The sequence below is a fragment of the Methyloversatilis discipulorum genome, from assembly GCF_018780585.1.
In the GTDB taxonomy this organism is placed as follows: Bacteria; Pseudomonadota; Gammaproteobacteria; order Burkholderiales; family Rhodocyclaceae; genus Methyloversatilis; species Methyloversatilis discipulorum_B.
Genome location: NZ_JADMJL010000004.1, coordinates 89,692 through 107,947, shown reverse-complemented (window position 1 = coordinate 107,947; position 18,256 = coordinate 89,692). Strand labels below are relative to the sequence as shown.

Below are 18,256 nucleotides of genomic sequence, written 5' to 3'. Positions count from 1 at the left end.
GATCGATGAATTCGATTCGCAAGCAGTTCCGCCTGACCGCATCCGCCGCCGCCGTAGCCGCTGCGTCGATGCTGTCGGTGTTTGCAGTGAGCCCGGCCGTTGCGCAGAGCGGCCCCGGCTTCGAAGACCCGAACAACTGGCCGCAGTACCACCGCACCAGCAACGCCTGGCGCTTCAGCCCGCTGAACCAGATCAACCGTGACAACGTGAAGAAGCTCAAGGTGGCGTGGATCCACCAGCCGGGCACCATCACGCACGGTCTGCAGGCCACCCCGATCGTGATCGACGGCGTGATGTACTCGATCTCGGCCAACAACAACGTGTGGGCCATCGACGCCGCCACCGGCAAGACCATCTGGCAATACGCGCCCAAGCTCGACAAGATCGTCGACCAGGTGTTCTACGGCGCCGCCAGCCGCGGCGTGACCGTGGGCCGCGGCAAGGTGTACGTCGGCACGCTGGACGGCCGCTTCATCGCGCTCGACCAGAAGACGGGCAAGGAAGTGTGGTCGACCCAGCTGACCGATCCGAAGAACCAGTACGGCGCGCTGTTCTCTGCACCGCCGCAGCTGGCCGGCAACGTGCTGTTCGGCGGCACCACCGGCGGCGACCAGCCGATCTCGGGCAAGATCTACGCAGTGAATGCCGACACCGGCAAGCCGGTGTGGACCTTCGACGTGATCAAGAACGATCCGAAGAGCTGGCCGGGCGACAGCGGCAAGGTCGGCGGCGGCAGTGCCTGGATGCCGGGCACCTACGACGCCAAGACCGACACCATCTACATCGGTACGTCGAACGCCGCACCCGACTACTACAACTACGATCGCAAGGGCGACAACCTCTACACCGCCACGCTGCTCGCGCTCGATCCGAAGACCGGCAAGGTGAAGTGGCACCGTCAGGAAGTGCCGAACGATTCGTGGGACTACGACTCGGCGTACGAAGCGCTGGTGGTGCAGAAGGACGGCAAGGACGTCATCGTGCACCTGAACAAGGGCGGCTTCGTGTTCGTGATGGACAAGAAGGACGGCAAGCTCGAAAACGTGTGGCAGTTCGCCGAGAACGTGAACTGGGTCAAGGGCATCGACCCGAAGACCGGCGCGCTGATCGACCCGGTCTACCCGGAAATCGACAAGACCAAGACCTTCTGCCCGAACCTGCTCGGTGCGCGCAGCTGGAACCACGGCGCCTACAACCCGGGCACCGGCCTGTGGTACTCGCACGCGATGGAAGTATGCAATGAAGTGGTCGCCGGCAAGGACGATCCGGACAACCTGAAGGCCGTGTCCTCGCTGTCGCTCGGCATCGAGTCGATCAAGCTGGTTTCGCCTCCGGGCAGCAAGCCGCACGGTCGTCTGGACGCACGCGATCCGATCACCGGCAAGCGCAAGTGGTCGATCAAGTACGACCTGCCGCCGCTGTCGTCGGTGCTGACCACCGCCGGTGGCCTGGTATTCACCGGCGACATGGAAGGCAAGATCTACGGCTACGACGCCGACACCGGCAAGGAACTGTGGACTTTCAACGCCGGCTCCGGCCTGCGTGGCGGCCCGGTCAGCTACTCGGTCAAGGGCAAGCAGTACATCGTCTTCCCGACCGGTCTCGGTTCGCATGCCCCGGGCTTCCTGGCCGGTGCCTTCCCGCAGATCAAGGATCTGCCGGGCGGTGCGGCGATGGTGGCCTTCACGCTGGAGTAAGGAAGTAAGTGCGTCACCCACCCCGTCGTGCGGACACACGGCGGGGTGTTGTAAGTCTCCTCATTTACGGGCGGTAACGGGAGTGACCGCCTGTCTTTTTTTGTGCAGACTCCCTCGTCGCATGCCCAGATTCAACCCTCCCGCCGTCCCGCGCGTTGAGCCTGCAGACAGGTTCGAGCGGATGGCGCATCCCGGCCTCGGGACAGGTGGGTTCAATGTGTGCATCAGAATCAGAACCATTGTTTCAACCGGGCAGGAAAGCAGAACCATGACTACACGCAAGCTCAGCGGCACGACCCGTGCCTTCTCCATCTCCGCCGGTCTTCGGACGGTCGTTTTTGCGGGCAGCGCACTCGTGCTGCAGACCCTCAGTACGCCGGTGCTCGCCAATGCCGAAGGTGCCGCCGAGGCGCTGCCGCAACCGTCATTCGAACTGACCGACCCCGAGCGCATCGCCGCCGGCAAGAAGCGTTTCAACAAGACCTGTGCGGGCTACTGCCACGGCGCCGAAGGCGTCGGCGGGCGTGCCCCCGACTTCAAGGGTCGCAAGGACCTGCCGGACGCAGAGGCATTCAAGACCATCTTCCACGGTCGTCGCGGCTCCGACATCATGCCGCCCTGGGGTCAGGCCTTCTCGCCGGACCAGATCTGGGAACTGGTCGCCTACATCAAGTTTCTCGGCACGCAGTGATCGCCGGCGTTCCGCGGAACGCCAGAACGTCCGGGCGCTGTCGCTGAATCGGCGCGCGGTCTTCCGGCAGCGACAGCGCGCCGTATCCAGGACTGCGGCCCGCAAGCGCCGCGTCGCGGCCAAGGCCGCTCCTACAGGGATCGTTCCCTGTTCGCCGCCGTAGCCTGATTTGGTGGGAGCGAGCTTGCTCGCGATTGAGGCGGTGATCGAAGCCGGTGGTCCGCAAGTGCCGCATCGCGGCCAAGGCCGCTCCCACAGGAGCGCGCGAGCGCGTCGCCAAGGCGGACTTCTTGTAGGAGCGGTCCTCTGACCGCGACGCTGCAGTGAGGCCTTACTCACCCGGATGCAAAAGAAAAGGGGCGCACGAGGCGCCCCTTTTCTCGTCCGTGCTGCCGACTCAGCCGTTCTCGACCATCCGTTCTTCACCGTCCAGATAGTTCGGCGCGACGATGCGCAGCCGTGCCATCTTGCGGTAGAAAGTGGCGCGCGACATGCCGAGCTGACGTGCCGTTTCGGTCACCCGCCAGTGGTTGCGGCGCAGCGCGTCGAGCATCTTCTGACGCAGCTGCAGGCAGGCCTCGTTGAGCGGCTCGCCGTCGCGCAGTTCGCACGGATCGGGCACTGCACCGCCGATGCCGCGCGGCGCGGCAGGCTGCGGTGACGCGACCGCGGCTGCCTGCTGCTGCGCCGGTTGCGGAATCTGCTGCTGCGGTGGCGGCTGCAGCGCGACGCGCGGGCTGTGGTTGTTGGTGCGCAGTTCCTGCGGGAAGTGCTCGATGGTGACCTGCGTGCCGTCGGCGATCGCACAGGCGTAGCGGATGGCGTGGCGCAGCTGGCGAATGTTGCCCGGCCAGTCGTAGCTCAGCAGCCGGGTCATCGTCTCTTCCGGGATGCGCAGTTCTTCGCGGCCCATCGCCGCACATTCCTCGCGCAGCACCAGCTGTATCAGCTCGCGCTTGTCCTCGCGGTTGCGCAGCGGCGGCAGCATGAAGCTGGCGCCGTTGAGGCGGTAGAACAGATCTTCGCGGAAGCGTCCCTGGCGCACCAGTTCCGGCAGGTCCTGGTGGGTGGCGCAGACCACGTGCAGGTTCACCGGCGTCGGCTGTTCGGCGCCCAGCGGCACCACTTCGCCTTCGGCCAGCACACGCAGCAGGCGGCTCTGCAGCGACAGCGGCATGTCGCCGATTTCGTCGAGGAAGAGGGTGCCGCCGTCCGACTGCAGGATCTTGCCCTTGGCACCCTTGCTGCGGGCGCCGGTGAAGGCGCCGTCGCGGTAACCGAACAGTTCGCTCTCGATCAGGCTTTCCGGAATCGCCGCGCAGTTCAGCGCGACGAAGGGTTGCTTGGCGCGGTCGCTGAAGTCGTGGATGGCGCGCGCGAACGCTTCCTTGCCGGTGCCGGTCTCGCCCAGCAGCATGACCGGGATGTCGCGGTTGGCCACCTTCACGGCGCAGGCCACGTTGGCCTTGACCCGCGGATCGCCCAGCGCCAGGTGACGGAAGCCGCGCGGAGCGGTCACGTCGTCGGCGGTGATGACCGGCTTCGCCAGCGTGACCTGGGCGAGCGAACGCGCGTTCGGCGCGCGCAGCACGGCGAACAGGCGGCGCCCGGTGGCCATCATGCGCAGCGGGAAGGGCGTGCCCGGGCTGGCGTGCGCCGACACCATGATGTCGCTGGCGGTGCACTCAAACAGGTCGTGCAGGAACTCGGCGTGGCGACCGTTGTGATTGATCAGTTCCTGGCGCGCGCGACGGTTGCCGCCGACGATACGGCCGTCGTCGTCGAAGGCGATCAGGTAGTCGGTTTCGACCGGCATGAATTCGGCGACCTGGCCGAGCTGCAGCGTCCAGTAGGTGCGCAGGCTGTAGTGCGCGTAGGCGTCCTCGATCAGGCGCGCCTTGTCGCACACCATGCGGAACACCAGCAGCTGGCTCTCGCGGGCGTCCGGCGAATACAGCGCCGAGGCGTCGAGCACGGCGATCGGCTCGTCCTGCAGCCCGAGGATCGGTGCCGAACTGCAGGTGAATTGCGTGTTGTGCGAACGGAAGTGCTCACCACGGTGGACCAGGGTGGGCTGACGGTCGGCCAGCGTGGTGCCGACGCCGCAAGTGCCCTCGTGTTCTTCCGCCCAGCAGGTGCCGTTGCGGAAGCCCTCGTCCTTGAACTCCTTCTCCAGCGCCGGCACGGTGCGGTAATCGACGGTGACGCCGGTGGCGTCGGTCAGCAGCACGCAGTAGTTGGCCGGCAGCAGCTCGTGGTGCAGCCGCTCGACGCCTTCGCGGGCGATGCGCATGAAGGTTTCGATGCGCTCGCGGTGCTCGCGCAGCTCGTAGGCGGTGACGACCTTGGGTACCGATGACAGCCCCGGATCGATGGAGTGCTTGTTGAGCGACCTGCGCCAGGAGCGCGCGAGGCGCTCGTAAGCGGGGTCAGTCTGTGCCGGGCGCGATCGTCCTTCGACGATGTTCATCACGCGTCCGACATGGTCGGCGATTTCTCGACCTTGTCTCATGTCCGTCTCCTCCGTGGTGGACTTTCGAACCCCCCGTCACCGGTTGTTGCCGTGTGCGGGCAGGTTTCCCTTTTTGTTGCGTGAGGTTAGGCCCTGCCGCGTCCGAAAGCAACGCGACGAATGTCTCCGAAAACTGAGACAGCTGTCTCAGTGCGCCGGGTGTCCGGCGTCTCATCGGCCGGCGTGTGCCGGTCGTTCAACGACGGCCTATGACGATGGGCGTGACAGACCTCTTACGAATCATCGGCTTGTCGCCAGAACGCCGATTGGCGACGAGGCGCTGGCACGACAGATGCAATGAGGGCTCAAACCTCGTTCAGGAGTCGCATCGTCGTGTCGCCCAGTCCTTCCCGCCCGATCAGCGTCGGCATCATCGCCAACCCGGCATCAGGCAGGGACATCCGTCGTCTCACTTCCCGTGCATCGGTGTTTCCGAACGCGGAGAAGGCCAGCATGATCGTGCGCGCCATCGCCGGCCTCGAAGCGGCCGGTGTCGAGCACGTGCTGCTCATGCCGGACAAGGGCTCGATCTCCGGCCTGGTGTATCGCGCGCTCGGCCTCGACGGCCGGTCGACCGAAGGGCGGCGCGTGCGCTTCATCGACATGACCGTGTCCGAGTCGATCGACGACACGCTGCATGCCACCGAGGCGATGTGCGCGGCGGGCGTGTCCGCCATCATCGTGCTCGGCGGCGACGGGACCCATCGCGCGGTGGCCAAGCGGTGCGGCCAGGTGCCGCTGCTGGCGCTGTCCACGGGCACCAACAACGCCTTTCCGGAAATGCGCGAGGCGACCGTGGCCGGGCTGGCGGCCGGCCTGATCGCCACCGGCGCGGTGCCGGCCGCGGCCGGCCTTCGCCGCAACAAGCTGCTGCGCGTGCGCTGCGACGACCGCGACGACATCGCGCTGGTCGACGCCTGCTTCACCGGTCATGAGTACGTCGGCTCGCGCGCCGTCTGGGACAGCGCGCTGGTCGAGGAACTGTTCGTTACCTTCGCCGCGGCCGACGGCATCGGCCTGTCGGCCATCGCCGGTCAGCTCGAACCGGTCACGCGTGCCGCAGCACACGGCCTGCACGTGCGCTGCGCGCCGACCGGCGACACGCCGCGCCGCGTGCACGCGGCGATCGCGCCCGGCCTGGTGGCCGAAGTCGGGGTGCGCGACTACGCGCATCTGTCGCCGCACGAGCCGGTGGTGCTGACCGGTCGCAGCGGAACCATCGCGCTCGATGGCGAGCGCGAGATCGAGTTCCACACCGGCAGCCGCATCGAAATCAGCCTCGACCCGCACGGCCCGCAGACCATCGACGTCGCCGCCACGCTCACCCACGCGGCGCAGCACCGACTGCTGCGCCACTACGCGGGAGGTGCCGCATGACGCGCGCGCTCCTGCTCATCGCTCTCCACGGAGCCGGCGCCAACGACGGCGCCGCGCTCCGCCCCAGGCTCGATCAGCCATCCGCCCGCAGCTGCCGGAGAACCGCGGGCATTTCTGTCCACAACAAAGAGGAGCACTCATGACCAGTCCTTTGAACAGGGAAGCCCTTCTGCAGGCTTACCGGACCATGCGCACCATCCGCGATTTCGAGGAGCGCGTGCACGTCGATTTCGCCACCGGCGAGATCCCCGGTTTCGTCCATCTGTATGCAGGCGAGGAAGCTTCGGCGACCGGCATCTGCATGCACCTCAACCGCAACGACTACATCGCCTCGACCCACCGCGGTCACGGTCACTGCATCGCCAAGGGCGTTGATCCCGTCGGCATGATGGCCGAGATCTGGGGCAAGGCCACCGGCACCTGCAAGGGCAAGGGCGGCTCGATGCACATCGCCGACCTCGAGGTGGGCATGCTCGGCGCCAACGGCATCGTCGGTGGCGGTGGCCCGCTGATCTGCGGTACCGCACTTGCGTCCAAGATCCGCGGCGAGAACAACGTCGGCGTGTGCTTCTTCGGTGACGGCGCGTCCAACCAGGGCACCATTTTCGAAGCGATGAACCTCGCTTCGGTGTGGAAGCTGCCGGTCATCTTCGTGGCCGAGAACAACGGTTACGCCGAAGCGACCTCCAGCACCTTCTCGGTGGCTGTCGAGAACATCGCCGACCGCGCGAGCGCCTTCGGCATGCCGGGCGTCATCGTCGATGGTTTCGATTTCTTCGCGGTGTACGAAGCGGCCGGCGAGGCGATCAAGCGCGCCCGCGAAGGCGGCGGCCCGACCCTGCTCGAAGTGAAGCTGTCGCGCTACTACGGCCACTTCGAAGGCGACCAGCAGACCTACCGCGCGCCGGGCGAAGTGCAGAAGCTGCGCGAAACCAAGGACTGCCTGATGCAGTTCGCCAAGCGCGTGACTTCGCGCGGCGAACTGACCATGGCTGACATCGAAGCCATCGACCGCGAAGTGAAGACGATGATCGACGACTCGGTGGTGAAGGCGAAGTCGGATCCGCTGCCGCCGCCCGAGGCCCTGATGGCCGACGTCTACATCTCTTACTGAACCCGCGCCATACGCCGACAGGAGAAAACAGAATGGCAAGAAAGATCACTTACCAGCAGGCCATCAACGAGGCGCTGGATCAGGAAATGTCGCGTGACCCGAGCGTCATCATCATGGGTGAGGACGTCGCCGGTGGCGAAGGCTCGCCCGGCGAGAACGACGCCTGGGGCGGCGTGCTCGGCGTGACCAAGGGGCTGTACGCGAAGCATCCGGGCCGCGTGCTCGACACCCCGATCTCGGAATCGGGTTATGTCGGCGCCGCCGTCGGTGCGGCCTGCAACGGCCTGCGTCCGGTCGCCGAGCTGATGTTCATCGACTTCATGGGCGTCTGCTTCGACCAGATCTTCAACCAGGCTGCCAAGTTCAAGTACATGTTCGGCGGCAAGGCCAAGACCCCGGTCGTCATCCGCGCCATGTATGGCGCCGGCTTCCGCGCCGCCGCCCAGCACTCGCAGTGCCTGTACAACGTGTTCACGCACATCCCCGGCCTGAAGGTGGTCATCCCGTCGAACCCGTACGACGCGAAGGGTCTGCTGATCCAGTCGATCCGCGACAACGACCCGGTCATCTTCCTGGAGCACAAGGCGCTCTACACGATGGAAGGCGACGTGCCGGCCGAGAGCTACATCGTCCCCTTCGGCGAAGCCGCCGTGGTGCAGGAAGGCGATGACGTGACCATCGTCGCGATGGGCCGCATGGTCCATTACGCGAAGGAAGCCGCCGGCAACCTGCGCAAGAAGGGCATCCAGTGCGAAATCATCGATCCGCGCACGACCTCGCCGCTCGACACCGACACGATTCTGGAAAGCGTCGAGCGCACCGGCCGTCTGGTCGTCGTCGATGAATCCAACCCGCGCTGCAGCATGGCGTCGGACATTTCCAGCTTCGTTGCACAGGAAGCTTTCGGCGCACTGAAGGCGCCGATCCAGATGGTGACGGCACCGCACGTTCCGGTGCCGTTCGCCGCTTCGCTTGAAGATCTTTACATCCCCAGTCCGGCACGCATCGAAGAAGCCGTGATGAAGGTCAAGGAGTATCGCTGATGTCCGCAATCCATACCGTCACCATGCCCAAGTGGGGCCTTTCCATGCAGGAGGGGAAGGTCAACCTGTGGCTGAAGGAAGTCGGTGACACGATAGACCCGGGTGAGGAAATCATCGAGGTCGAGAGCGAGAAGATTTCCGGCGCCGTCGAGGCGTCGGTGTCCGGCGTGCTGCGCCGTCAGGTCGCCCAGCCGGACGAAGTGCTGCCGGTCGGCGCGCTGCTCGGCATCGTCGCCGAGAAGGGCGCGTCCGATGCCGACATCGACGCGGTGATCGCCCGCTTCCAGGCCGAGTTCGTGCCGCCGTCCGCCGACGACGCCGATTCCGGCCCGCAGACGCAGACGGTCAAGGTCGGCAATGTCGAGGTGCGCTACCTCAAGCTCGGCGAAGACGTGGCCGGCAAGGACCCGCTGCTGCTGATTCACGGCTTCGGTGGCGATCTGAACAACTGGCTGTTCAACCACTCGCCGCTGTCCGAGTCGCGTGCGGTGTATGCGCTCGACCTGCCGGGTCACGGCAGCACGACCAAGGTGACCGGCGTCGCCTCGCTCGACGGTCTGGCCGAAGTGGTGATCGGTTTCATGGACGCCGTCGGTCTCGAATGCGCCCACCTGGCCGGCCACTCGATGGGTGGCGGCGTCTGCCTGGCGATCGCCAAGCGCGCGCCGAACAAGGTGAAGTCGCTGTCGCTGATCGCCAGCGCCGGTCTGGGCAACGAGATCAACGGTGCCTACATCGACGGCTTCGTCGCCGCCGCTTCGCGCAACGCGCTGAAGCCGGTGCTGGCGCAGCTGTATTCCGACGAGTCGCTGGTCACCCGCTCGATGATCGACGACATGCTCAAGTTCAAGCGCCTCGAAGGCGTCGACAGCGCGCTCGCCACGCTGGCCGGCGGCCTGTTCGCCGGCGGCCGTCAGGCCGAGCAGCTTGCTTCGGCCGCGGCCGGCAAGCCGACGCTGGTGATCTGGGGCGAAAACGACCGTGTCATCCCGTCCTCTCACGCCACGGCGATCCCGGGCGCGACCGTGAAGGTGATGCCGGGCCAGGGCCACATGGTCCAGCTCGAAGCGGCAGGCGAAGTGAACAAGCTGATCGGCGAGTTCATCGGCTGATGCACCACCGGCCGCCGCAGCCTCTCCTGCGGCGGCCATTTTTACGGATTCCATCATGAGCACAGCTGTTGCAGGCGAAGGCCTGCGCGGACGCGACAAGCTCGCCCGCATTCCGGTCAAGGTGCGCGAGGATGTCGCCTCGCCGACCAAGCCCGCCTGGCTGCGCGGCCGCGACCAGGACACGCCGGCGGTGCGCGCGCTGCAGGGCGTGTTGCGCGATCACGCGCTGCATACGGTGTGTGAAGAGGCGGCCTGCCCGAACATCGGCGAGTGCTTCGGCCGTGGCACGGCGACCTTCATGATTCTCGGCGCCATCTGCACGCGCCGCTGCCCCTTCTGCGACGTGTCGCACGGCCGGCCGCTGCCGCCCGATGCCGACGAACCGCAGCGCCTGGCGCGGACGGTGGCGGCGATGAAGCTGCGCTACGTGGTCATCACCTCGGTGGACCGCGACGACCTGCGTGACGGCGGCGCTGCACATTTCGCGCAGTGCATGGCCGACATCCGCGCACTGAGCCCCGACATCACGATCGAGGTGCTCACCCCCGATTTCCGTGGCCGCGAGGCGGCCGCACTGGACGCGCTGGCGGTGTCGCCGCCGGACGTGTTCAACCACAACATGGAAACCGTGCCCCGCCTGTACCGCGAAGTCAGGCCGGGCGCGAACTACGAAGGCTCGCTCAGGCTGCTGCGCGACTTCGGCCAGCGCTTCCCCGGCGTGCCGACCAAGACCGGCCTGATGCTGGGCCTCGGCGAGACCGAGGCGGAAGTGGTCGAGGTGATGCGCGACCTGCGCGCCCATGGCTGCGACCTGCTGACGCTGGGCCAGTACCTGCGGCCGTCGCCGGCCCATCTGCCGGTGATCGAGTACATCACGCCGGAGCGCTTCGATGCGCTGCGTGTCATCGCGCTCGAACTGGGTTTCAGCGAAGTCGCCGCCGGCCCGCTGGTGCGCTCGTCCTATCGTGCCGACGTGCTGCACGCCGCCCATGAGAACCATGGCTGACGCCAGCGCCCACACCGTCATCGTGAACGGCCAGCACGAGCCGCTCGACGATGCGCGCACGGTGGGCGATCTGCTCGACCGCATGGCCTTGCGCGGCAAGCGCATCGCGGTCGAGCGCAATGGCGAAATCGTGCCGCGCAGCGTGTTCGACCATGCGGCGCTGAGCCCGGGCGACCGCGTCGAAATCGTCATCGCCGTCGGAGGCGGCTAGACCATGAATGCACCCCTTGATACGCCGCTGACCGATCCGCTGGTGATCGGCGGCCAGCCCTTTGCGTCGCGCCTGCTGGTGGGCACCGGCAAGTACCGCACGTTGGACGAAACCGCCCGTGCGCTCGACGCCAGCGGCGCCGATATCGTCACCGTGGCGATCCGGCGCACGCCGCTGAACCGCAACAACGGCGAACCCGGCCTGCTCGACGTGCTGCCGACCGGGCGCTACACGCTGCTGCCCAATTCGGCCGGCTGCTACACCGCCGACGACGCGGTGCGCACGCTGCGCCTGGCGCGCGAACTGCTCGACGGCCACGACCTGATCAAGCTCGAAGTGCTGGGCGATCCGAAGTCGCTGTACCCCAACATGCCGGAAACGCTGCGCGCCGCCGAAACGCTGATCCGCGACGGCTTCCGCGTCATGGTCTATTGCTCGGACGACCCGATACAGGCGCGCGTGCTGGAGAGCATGGGCTGTGTCGCCATCATGCCGCTGGCCAGCCTGATCGGTTCCGGCATGGGCATCCTGAACCCGTGGAACATCGGAATCATCATCAACGACGCCAAGGTGCCGGTCATTGTCGACGCCGGCATCGGCACCGCGTCGGACGCCGCGGTGGCGATGGAACTGGGCTGCGACGGCGTGCTGATGAACACCGCCATCGCGCACGCGCGCGACCCGGTGCGCATGGCCGCGGCGATGCGCCACGGCGTCATTGCCGGCCGCGAGGCCTTCCTCGCCGGCCGCATGGAAAAGCTGCCTTACCGGGCCGCGGCCTCGTCGCCGCAGACCGGCCTCATCCAATAAACATAAGGGAGGAATCACCATGTCTGCATCGAAGAAGCGCCGTGTCGCGCTGGTCACCGGCGCCTCGCGCGGCATCGGCGCGGCGATTGCGCAGCGGCTGGCACGCGACGGCTTTCACGTCGTCGTCCATTACGCCCACGGTGCCGCAGAGGCGCGCGACGTGTGCGCGGCGATCGAACGCGCAGGCGGCAGCGCCACGCTGCTGCAGGCCGATCTGTCGATGTCCGACGGGCCGCAGTATCTGGCGGACACGCTGGCCGAACCGCACATCGACGTGCTGGTGAACAACGCCGGCATCGCGCCCTTCGAGGCCATCGAGGACATGAGCGAAGGCAGTTACGACCGCCTGTCGAACGTGAACATGCGCTCGCTGTTCTTCGTCACCAAATACCTGCTGCCGAAGCTGCGCGACGGCGGCCGCATCGTGAACCTGTCCAGCATCGTCGCCCGCACTGCCTTTCCTGGCATTCCGGCCTACTCGGCGACCAAGGGCTTCGTCGATGTGCTGACGCTGCAACTGGCCGCCTCGCTCGGCGAACGCGGCATCACGGTCAATGCGGTGGCGCCCGGCGTGATCGAGACGCGGCTCACCACCGGCCTGCTGGAGAATGGCGGCGCGGAAGCGGTGCAGTCGATGCAGGCACTGGCCGGCGTCGGCACGCCCGACCGCGTGGCCGGCGTCGTGTCCTTCCTGGTCGGCCCGGATGGCGCCTGGACCACAGGTCAGGTGATCGACGTCAGCGGTGGGACCAAACTTTGATGAGGGGCTAGGGGCTAGGGGCTAGGGGCGCAGTTTCAGCGCCAGCCAGCCCAGCCATTCGTGCAGCGCCCAGCCTGACTGCTGCAGCGCGCGCGACGACGGTATGAAGTCGCTGAACGCCCATGTGCCGGGGCGGCGGATCATCGTTGGCGCAGCGACCGGGTCCAGTCCGGCGCGGCGGAATTCCTCCATCGAACGACGCATGTGCATCGCATGCGTCACCAGCGCGACGCGGGTGATCCCGGCGTCGCGCAGCAGCACCGCCGACAGCCGGGCGTTGTCGGCGGTGTCGCGCGAAGCCGATTCGACCCAGCGCACGTCTACGCCGAAGTCGCTCATCGCTTCGCGCATCAGTTCGCCTTCCGGGCGTCCGTCCCACACCACGCCACCGCTGACCAGCACCGGCAGACCGGTGTCCTTCGCCAGCCGCGCACCGGCGCGCACGCGCTCCAGCGCCCAGCCATTCACCGTCTGTCCGTCATAGTCGACCAGGTTGTCCGCGGTGCCTGCACCGAGCACGACAATGGCGCCGGCGCCAGCCAGCGGCTGGGCCGCGCCGGTGTAATAGGTCGTGCGCTCCAGCCATCCGGCCAGCGCCGGCAGACACAATGCATACAGCGTCAGCACGCCGGTCGCCGCCAGCGTCATGCCGATGCGGCGGTGGCGGCGCATCAGCAGCAGGCCGAGCACGGCCAGCAGCAGCAGGCTGGTCGGCGGCAGCAGCAGGACCGATACGGTCTTCTTCAGCAGGAACAGCAGAGAACTCGGCATGGGCGCGTGCCAGTGAAAAAGCCTTATTATCCGGGCCAACACGCCGCACGGCGGCGTCGCATGCATGCTGCGACGCGCCGGACATGCGCGCAGACCACACGGAGCGGGGATTTGATCGATCTGTCGGCAATCGGCTGGAAGGAAGCAGCGCTGGTCGCGTTGGTCATTCTCGCCGGCTACATGGGCTATGCGCTGGTGCGCCTGTCCATGCTCAACGCCCGCCGCAACGCCGAAGCCGCACCGCCGCCGGTACCGGTGGCACCCGTGCCGGCGCCACCACCGGTGGACCTGCAGGCCGAACTCGACATGCTGCTCGATGCCCGGCTGGCGCCGCTGATGCAGGCGCTGGAAACCCGGCTCGACCTGATCGAGGACAGGCTGGACGGCGTCAGCCGCCGGCTCGAAACCGTCAATCAGCTTCCACCGGTCGCGCCGCAGTACAGCGAGGCGCTGTCGCTGGCAGCGCGCGGCCTCAGTGCCGAGGACATCGCTGAGCAGTGCGACATGTCGGTCGGCGAGGCGGAACTGGTACGTACGCTGGCGCAGAGCCGTGGCATGGGAGACAGGACATGAGTGCGACCGACAGCGTGACCGTGCGCGGCAACGACGAGCAGGAGGCGGCCGAACAGCGCAGCGCGCTGCTGCGCCGGGTGATCGTCGCCGGCGGCCTGATCGCGATGCTGATCGGCGGGCTGGCCCTGTTCGACGCCAGCCGCCGCGCCCCGGAGATCGACGACGAACCGGTGGCCGCGGTCACGCCGCCGCCCGCCGAAGCCCCGGCGGCCGAGGAGGCCACCGCCCTGCCCACGCTGCCGCCGGAGGAGACGCCCGCGGTCGACGCGACGACGGCGTCGATGCAGGACACCCCGCCGCCGCTGCCCGATGCCGCCACCGATGCGCAGCCGACTCCGGCTGCATCGCCGGAACCGGCGGTGCCCGAATCGACCGCGCGCCCGGGTGCGCCGCTGCCGCCCCGTGCAGCGCCCTCTGCTGCTGCGCCTCCGGCTGCAGCGCCGTCCAGGCCGGCCGCCGCGCCGGCTGACGCAGCGCCGCAGCCGGCACCGACCATCGCCCGCTCGCCGGCGGTCGCCGGCTCCGGTTATGTCGTGCAGGTGGGTGTATTCAGCAACGTCGCCAATGCAGAAGAGATCCGCGCCCGGCTTGCGCTGAACGGCATTCCGTCGCAGATCGAGGCGCGCGTGCACATCGGGCCGTTCAAGTCGCGCGCCGAGGCCGACCAGGCACGGCAGCGCCTGCGCGCGCTCGGCATGGACAGCGGGCCGCCGACTGCGCTCAAGCCTGCTGCGGCGCAGCGCTGACCCCGCTCAAGTGGTATCGATTCGCGACCGTTAGCTGTGATCCAAACACACAAGAACGGGAGTCGCGAAATGGCCTTCATGGGGTGGGTGAGCCGAGCGGAATTCGACGCGCTGGCGTCGGAGCGTGACCGCCTGAAGGACGAGGTCGGTGCGCTGCGCGCCGATGTGTCGCGACTGGGTGACGAGTGCCGCGCGCTCAACGAGGCGCGCGAGCAGACGGAGAAGCGCTGCGCCTTCAACGCCGGCCTGTTGTCCAGCCTCACCGCCTATGCCACCTCCTTCCAGCGCTTCCGCACGACCCTGGCCGGACTGGCGGAGATCGTGACCGCCGAGGCCGGGCGAGCGGCCGAGACGGCGGAACGCTGTGCCGCGACGGCGCGCGACAGCCGGGCCGTCGCCGGCAACCTGTCCGGCTATTCCGACCGCCTGAAGGACACCGCGCACAGCGTCGATACGCTGCGCGACCGCGCCGAACGCATTGGCGGCATCGTGCGCCTGATCCGCGAAATTGCCGACCAGACCAATCTGCTGGCGCTGAACGCCGCAATCGAGGCGGCGCGCGCCGGCGAGCAGGGCCGCGGCTTCGCCGTCGTCGCCGACGAGGTGCGCAAGCTGGCCGAGCGCACCGGTGCGGCGACCACGGAGATTGCGACGCTGGTTGGCGGCATCCAGGAGGACACCGGTCAGGCGACCGAGCGCATGCAGGCGAATGCCGCTGATGCCGCAGGTTATTCGCAGGACGGTCTCGGCGCGAGCAACCAGCTCGATGCGCTCAGCCAGCAGGCGAGCGCCAATGGCGAACAGATGGCCGTCACCTCGCTGCGCGCCTTCGCCGAACTGGCCAAGGTCGATCATCTGGCCTACAAGATGGACATCTACCAGGTGGTGTCCGGTCACTCCGATCGCACGCCGGACAGTTTCGCTTCGCATACGGCCTGTCGCCTCGGCAAGTGGTATCACGAAGGCGAAGGCCGGCGCTGCCACAGCCACCTGCCCGGCTTCCGCGAGCTGGATGCGCCGCACGAGGCTTTTCACCGGGTCGGCATCGAGGCGTTGCAGCACGCGAAGGATGGCCGTCACGAGCAGGCGCTGGCGGCGATTGCACGGATGGAGACGCTGAGCCTGGACGTGATCGGCGAACTCGATCGCATGAGCGACGCCGCAGCGCAGCAGCGGGCGCACGCGCACACCTGATCCGTACCGACGCGTCCGTCGGCAACCCCGGCGGCACCGAATCCGCGATAATCCGGCGACGTCCCGCACACTGGCCTCCCGTGGCCGGTGTGCTGCGCAGCATTCATCCACAACGTTTCCGGAGACTTCGCATGTCGCGCACCATCGTTTCGACGACCGACGCACCCGCCGCCATCGGCACCTATTCGCAGGCGGTCAAGGTTGGCAACACCGTCTACATGTCGGGCCAGATCGGCCTCGATCCGGCCACCATGACCATGGCCGACGGCATCGACGCGCAGATCACCCGCGTGTTCGACAACCTGAAGGCGGTGGCCGCTGCTGCCGGCGCCACGCTGGATAACGCGGTCAAGGTGAACGTGTTCCTGACCGACCTCGGCAACTTCGCCAAGGTGAACGAGGCGATGACCCGCTACTTCAACCAGCCCTTCCCGGCGCGTGCGGCGGTCGGCGTGGCCGCGCTGCCGCGTGGTGCGCTGGTCGAGGTCGATGCCGTACTGGTGATCGACTGACACCGACCGGCCGGGCCATCCCGGCCCCTCCCTTTCGCGCATGAGTACCCGCAGCGAAGCGCTTTCGGCCGCGCTCGACAAGATGGGCCTCGGCTCGGATGCCGCGCTCGTCCTGCACTTCCCGCTTCGCTATGAGGACGAGACGCGCATCACGCCGGTGGCGCTCGCGCGCGCCGGCCAGCCGGTGCAGGTCGAGGTCGAGGTGACGCAGGCGGAAGTGAAATTCCGGCCGCGTCGCCAGCTGGTCGTGACCGCCGCCGACGACAGCGGCACCGTCACGCTGCGCTTTTTCAACTTCTATCCGTCGCAGCAGAAACAGCTCGCACCCGGCAAGCGGGTGCGCCTGTTCGGCGATATCAACCCCGGCTTCTTCGGCGCCGAAATGCTGCACCCGCGGGTGCGCAATGTCGGCGAGGACACGCCATTGCCGGACCGGCTGACGCCGGTCTATCCGGCCACCGCGGGCCTGTCGCAGGCCAGCCTGCGCCGCGCGATCGACGACGCGCTGGAGCGCACCGATCTTGCCGACAGCCTGCCCGAGGCGCTGCGCCGCCACTACGCGCTGGTGCCTTTCGGCGCCGCGGTGCAGGCCTTGCACCGGCCGCGGCCGGGCGAATCGCTGCGCGATCTCGACGAACGTCTGGCGCCGGCCTGGCGGCGCATCAAGTTCGACGAACTGCTGGCGCAGCAACTGAGCCTGAAGCGCGCTCACGCCGCACGGCGCAGCCGCGACGCGCCGGTGCTGCCGCAGCCCACGCAGACCACCGGCTCGCTGATCGACCGCTTCCTGCAGCAGCTGCCGTTCGCGCTGACCGGCGCGCAGGCGCGCGCCTGGGCGGAAATCGCCGCCGACCTGTCGCAGCCGTATCCGATGCAGCGGCTGCTGCAGGGTGACGTCGGTTCCGGCAAGACGGTGGTGGCGGCGCTGGCCTGCCTGCGCGCGGTCGAGGCCGGCTACCAGGCGGCCTTCATGGCGCCGACCGAAATTCTCGCCGAACAGCATTACCGCAAACTGGCCGACTGGCTGACGCCGCTGGGGATACAGGTGGCCTGGTTGTCTGGCAGCCTGAAGGCACGCGACAAGCGGGCGATGAAGGAAGCCATCGCCAGCGGTGCGGCGTCGATCGCGGTCGGCACGCACGCATTGATCGAGGACGCGGTCGATTTCGCGCGCCTGGGCGTCGCTGTGGTGGACGAACAACACCGCTTCGGCGTGCGCCAGCGGCTCGCTCTGCGCGCCAAGGCTGGCGACGTGAGCCCGCATCAGCTGATGATGAGCGCGACACCCATTCCGCGCACGCTGGCCATGAGTTTCTACGCCGACCTCGACGTGTCGGTGATCGACGAACTGCCGCCTGGTCGCACGCCGGTGCTGACCAAGCTCATCGCCGCCGCACGGCGCGAACAGGTGATCGAGCGCGTGCGCGACGCGTGTGCCGCCGGCGCCCAGGCCTACTGGGTGTGCCCGCTGATCGAGGAATCGGAAACCCTGCAGCTGCAGACCGCGCTCGACACTTATGAACAGCTGGTTATCGCCTGTCCGGAACTGAAGGTGGGGCTGGTGCATGGCCGCATGAAGCCGGACGAGAAGGCGGCGGTGATGGCGGGCTTCGTCGCCGGCGACACGCATCTGCTGGTCGCCACCACGGTGATCGAGGTCGGTGTCGACGTGCCCAATGCCAGCCTGATGGTGATCGAGCACGCCGAGCGCTTCGGTCTGTCGCAGCTGCACCAACTGCGCGGCCGGGTCGGCCGTGGCAGCCGCGAATCGGCCTGCGTGCTGCTGTACGAAGGCCCGCTGTCGCAGACCGCGCGCGAGCGGCTGCGCGTCATCCATGCCTATACCGACGGTTTCATGATCGCCGCCGAGGACCTGAAGCTGCGCGGCCCCGGCGAGTTCATCGGCAGCCGCCAGTCCGGTCAGCCGCTGCTGCGCTTCGCCGACCTGGTGATCGACGAGGCGCTGGTCGAACTGGCACGCGAAGCGGCCGACACGCTGCTGCGTGACCACGTCGCGGCCGCCGACCGCCATCTCGAACGCTGGCTGGCCGGGCGCGAGGATCTGCTGAAGGCGTAAAAAAGGGAGGGACTAAGCCCTCCCTGTCGTCTTGCCTGTCGGGATCGACC

17 protein-coding genes are annotated in these 18,256 nt (G+C 67.6%); 15 read left to right on the top strand and 2 right to left on the bottom strand.

Going from position 1 to position 18,256, the window contains the following annotated elements; translation table 11 throughout:
- Positions 1–5 precede the first annotated feature (5 nt).
- Both IV112_RS01160 and IV112_RS01155 read left to right on the top strand, forming a co-directional pair.
- Positions 6–1,697, top strand: coding sequence for a pyrroloquinoline quinone-dependent dehydrogenase (locus IV112_RS01160; protein WP_304000572.1), 1,692 nt, complete (start codon positions 6–8; stop codon positions 1,695–1,697).
- Between the two features lie 268 nt (positions 1,698–1,965).
- Positions 1,966–2,388 (top strand): c-type cytochrome, encoded by a 423-nt coding sequence (locus IV112_RS01155; protein ID WP_304000571.1) that lies wholly within the window; start codon positions 1,966–1,968, stop codon positions 2,386–2,388.
- A gap of 397 nt (positions 2,389–2,785) precedes the next feature.
- Here the strand turns inward: IV112_RS01155 and IV112_RS01150 are convergent, their stop codons facing one another.
- Positions 2,786–4,900: a sigma-54-dependent Fis family transcriptional regulator gene (locus IV112_RS01150; RefSeq protein ID WP_304000570.1), complete on the bottom strand. Its 2,115-nt coding sequence runs from the start codon at positions 4,898–4,900 to the stop codon at positions 2,786–2,788.
- Between the two features lie 297 nt (positions 4,901–5,197).
- Here IV112_RS01150 and IV112_RS01145 point away from each other — a divergent pair, with 297 nt between their 5' ends.
- The 8 genes from IV112_RS01145 (at position 5,198) to IV112_RS01110 (ending at position 12,333) form a co-directional block, all read left to right on the top strand.
- A complete protein-coding gene (locus IV112_RS01145; RefSeq protein WP_304000569.1) occupies positions 5,198–6,277 on the top strand; it encodes an ATP-NAD kinase family protein in 1,080 nt (359 codons plus the stop codon).
- 139 nt (positions 6,278–6,416) lie between these two features.
- On the top strand, positions 6,417–7,391 hold the full coding sequence (locus IV112_RS01140; protein ID WP_304000568.1) for a thiamine pyrophosphate-dependent dehydrogenase E1 component subunit alpha: 975 nt from the start codon (positions 6,417–6,419) through the stop codon (positions 7,389–7,391).
- Positions 7,392–7,423: 32 nt separating this feature from the next.
- The gene (locus IV112_RS01135) at positions 7,424–8,434 is read left to right on the top strand and encodes an alpha-ketoacid dehydrogenase subunit beta (RefSeq protein WP_304000567.1); all 1,011 of its coding nucleotides are present in this window, start codon (positions 7,424–7,426) and stop codon (positions 8,432–8,434) included.
- The gene (locus IV112_RS01130; protein WP_304000566.1) at positions 8,434–9,546 is read left to right on the top strand and encodes an acetoin dehydrogenase dihydrolipoyllysine-residue acetyltransferase subunit; all 1,113 of its coding nucleotides are present in this window, start codon (positions 8,434–8,436) and stop codon (positions 9,544–9,546) included. Before IV112_RS01135 ends, IV112_RS01130 begins: the two co-directional genes overlap by 1 nt.
- Positions 9,547–9,601: 55 nt before the next feature.
- Complete coding sequence (gene lipA, locus IV112_RS01125) at positions 9,602–10,552, top strand: lipoyl synthase (protein WP_304000565.1); 951 nt, start codon at positions 9,602–9,604, stop codon at positions 10,550–10,552.
- Positions 10,545–10,763 carry a sulfur carrier protein ThiS gene (thiS, locus tag IV112_RS01120; RefSeq protein WP_019916557.1) on the top strand — a complete coding sequence of 73 codons (219 nt, stop codon included), beginning with the start codon at positions 10,545–10,547 and terminating at the stop codon, positions 10,761–10,763. Before lipA ends, thiS begins: the two co-directional genes overlap by 8 nt.
- A gap of 3 nt (positions 10,764–10,766) precedes the next feature.
- Complete coding sequence (locus IV112_RS01115; protein WP_019916558.1) at positions 10,767–11,573, top strand: thiazole synthase; 807 nt, start codon at positions 10,767–10,769, stop codon at positions 11,571–11,573.
- Between the two features lie 19 nt (positions 11,574–11,592).
- Positions 11,593–12,333 carry an SDR family NAD(P)-dependent oxidoreductase gene (locus tag IV112_RS01110; protein ID WP_020166038.1) on the top strand — a complete coding sequence of 247 codons (741 nt, stop codon included), beginning with the start codon at positions 11,593–11,595 and terminating at the stop codon, positions 12,331–12,333.
- Positions 12,334–12,354: 21 nt separating this feature from the next.
- Here IV112_RS01110 and IV112_RS01105 read toward each other — a convergent pair whose 3' ends face one another.
- Positions 12,355–13,104 (bottom strand): YdcF family protein, encoded by a 750-nt coding sequence (locus IV112_RS01105; protein ID WP_304000564.1) that lies wholly within the window; start codon positions 13,102–13,104, stop codon positions 12,355–12,357.
- Positions 13,105–13,215: 111 nt separating this feature from the next.
- Between IV112_RS01105 and IV112_RS01100 the strand changes: the two genes are divergently transcribed.
- The 5 genes from IV112_RS01100 (at position 13,216) to recG (ending at position 18,206) form a co-directional block, all read left to right on the top strand.
- Entirely contained in the window at positions 13,216–13,677 is a 462-nt protein-coding gene (locus IV112_RS01100) for a DUF2802 domain-containing protein (RefSeq protein WP_304000563.1), read from the top strand.
- The gene (locus tag IV112_RS01095) at positions 13,674–14,423 is read left to right on the top strand and encodes an SPOR domain-containing protein (RefSeq protein WP_304000562.1); all 750 of its coding nucleotides are present in this window, start codon (positions 13,674–13,676) and stop codon (positions 14,421–14,423) included. Before IV112_RS01100 ends, IV112_RS01095 begins: the two co-directional genes overlap by 4 nt.
- 69 nt (positions 14,424–14,492) lie before the next feature.
- Positions 14,493–15,617, top strand: a complete 1,125-nt coding sequence (locus IV112_RS01090) for a methyl-accepting chemotaxis protein (protein ID WP_304000561.1) — start codon at positions 14,493–14,495, stop codon at positions 15,615–15,617.
- Positions 15,618–15,748: 131 nt separating this feature from the next.
- Positions 15,749–16,129, top strand: coding sequence for a Rid family detoxifying hydrolase (locus IV112_RS01085; RefSeq protein ID WP_304000560.1), 381 nt, complete (start codon positions 15,749–15,751; stop codon positions 16,127–16,129).
- Positions 16,130–16,169: 40 nt separating this feature from the next.
- Entirely contained in the window at positions 16,170–18,206 is a 2,037-nt protein-coding gene (recG, locus tag IV112_RS01080) for an ATP-dependent DNA helicase RecG (protein WP_304000559.1), read from the top strand.
- Positions 18,207–18,256: the final 50 nt, after the last annotated feature.

Excerpts from the sequence above, each read along its gene's own strand:
- thiS (WP_019916557.1), top strand. The coding sequence starts at position 10,545 with ATGGCTGACGCCAGCGCCCACACCGTCATCGTGAACGGCCAGCACGAG.
- IV112_RS01130 (WP_304000566.1), top strand. The coding sequence starts at position 8,434 with ATGTCCGCAATCCATACCGTCACCATGCCCAAGTGGGGCCTTTCCATG.
- IV112_RS01160 (WP_304000572.1), top strand. The coding sequence starts at position 6 with ATGAATTCGATTCGCAAGCAGTTCCGCCTGACCGCATCCGCCGCCGCC.
- IV112_RS01155 (WP_304000571.1), top strand. The coding sequence starts at position 1,966 with ATGACTACACGCAAGCTCAGCGGCACGACCCGTGCCTTCTCCATCTCC.
- IV112_RS01085 (WP_304000560.1), top strand. The coding sequence starts at position 15,749 with ATGTCGCGCACCATCGTTTCGACGACCGACGCACCCGCCGCCATCGGC.
- recG (WP_304000559.1), top strand. The coding sequence starts at position 16,170 with ATGAGTACCCGCAGCGAAGCGCTTTCGGCCGCGCTCGACAAGATGGGC.
- IV112_RS01145 (WP_304000569.1), top strand. The coding sequence starts at position 5,198 with ATGAGGGCTCAAACCTCGTTCAGGAGTCGCATCGTCGTGTCGCCCAGT.
- IV112_RS01110 (WP_020166038.1), top strand. The coding sequence starts at position 11,593 with ATGTCTGCATCGAAGAAGCGCCGTGTCGCGCTGGTCACCGGCGCCTCG.
- IV112_RS01135 (WP_304000567.1), top strand. The coding sequence starts at position 7,424 with ATGGCAAGAAAGATCACTTACCAGCAGGCCATCAACGAGGCGCTGGAT.
- IV112_RS01115 (WP_019916558.1), top strand. The coding sequence starts at position 10,767 with ATGAATGCACCCCTTGATACGCCGCTGACCGATCCGCTGGTGATCGGC.
- lipA (WP_304000565.1), top strand. The coding sequence starts at position 9,602 with ATGAGCACAGCTGTTGCAGGCGAAGGCCTGCGCGGACGCGACAAGCTC.
- IV112_RS01140 (WP_304000568.1), top strand. The coding sequence starts at position 6,417 with ATGACCAGTCCTTTGAACAGGGAAGCCCTTCTGCAGGCTTACCGGACC.
- IV112_RS01150 (WP_304000570.1), bottom strand. The coding sequence starts at position 4,900 with ATGAGACAAGGTCGAGAAATCGCCGACCATGTCGGACGCGTGATGAAC.
- IV112_RS01090 (WP_304000561.1), top strand. The coding sequence starts at position 14,493 with ATGGCCTTCATGGGGTGGGTGAGCCGAGCGGAATTCGACGCGCTGGCG.
- IV112_RS01095 (WP_304000562.1), top strand. The coding sequence starts at position 13,674 with ATGAGTGCGACCGACAGCGTGACCGTGCGCGGCAACGACGAGCAGGAG.
- IV112_RS01105 (WP_304000564.1), bottom strand. The coding sequence starts at position 13,104 with ATGCCGAGTTCTCTGCTGTTCCTGCTGAAGAAGACCGTATCGGTCCTG.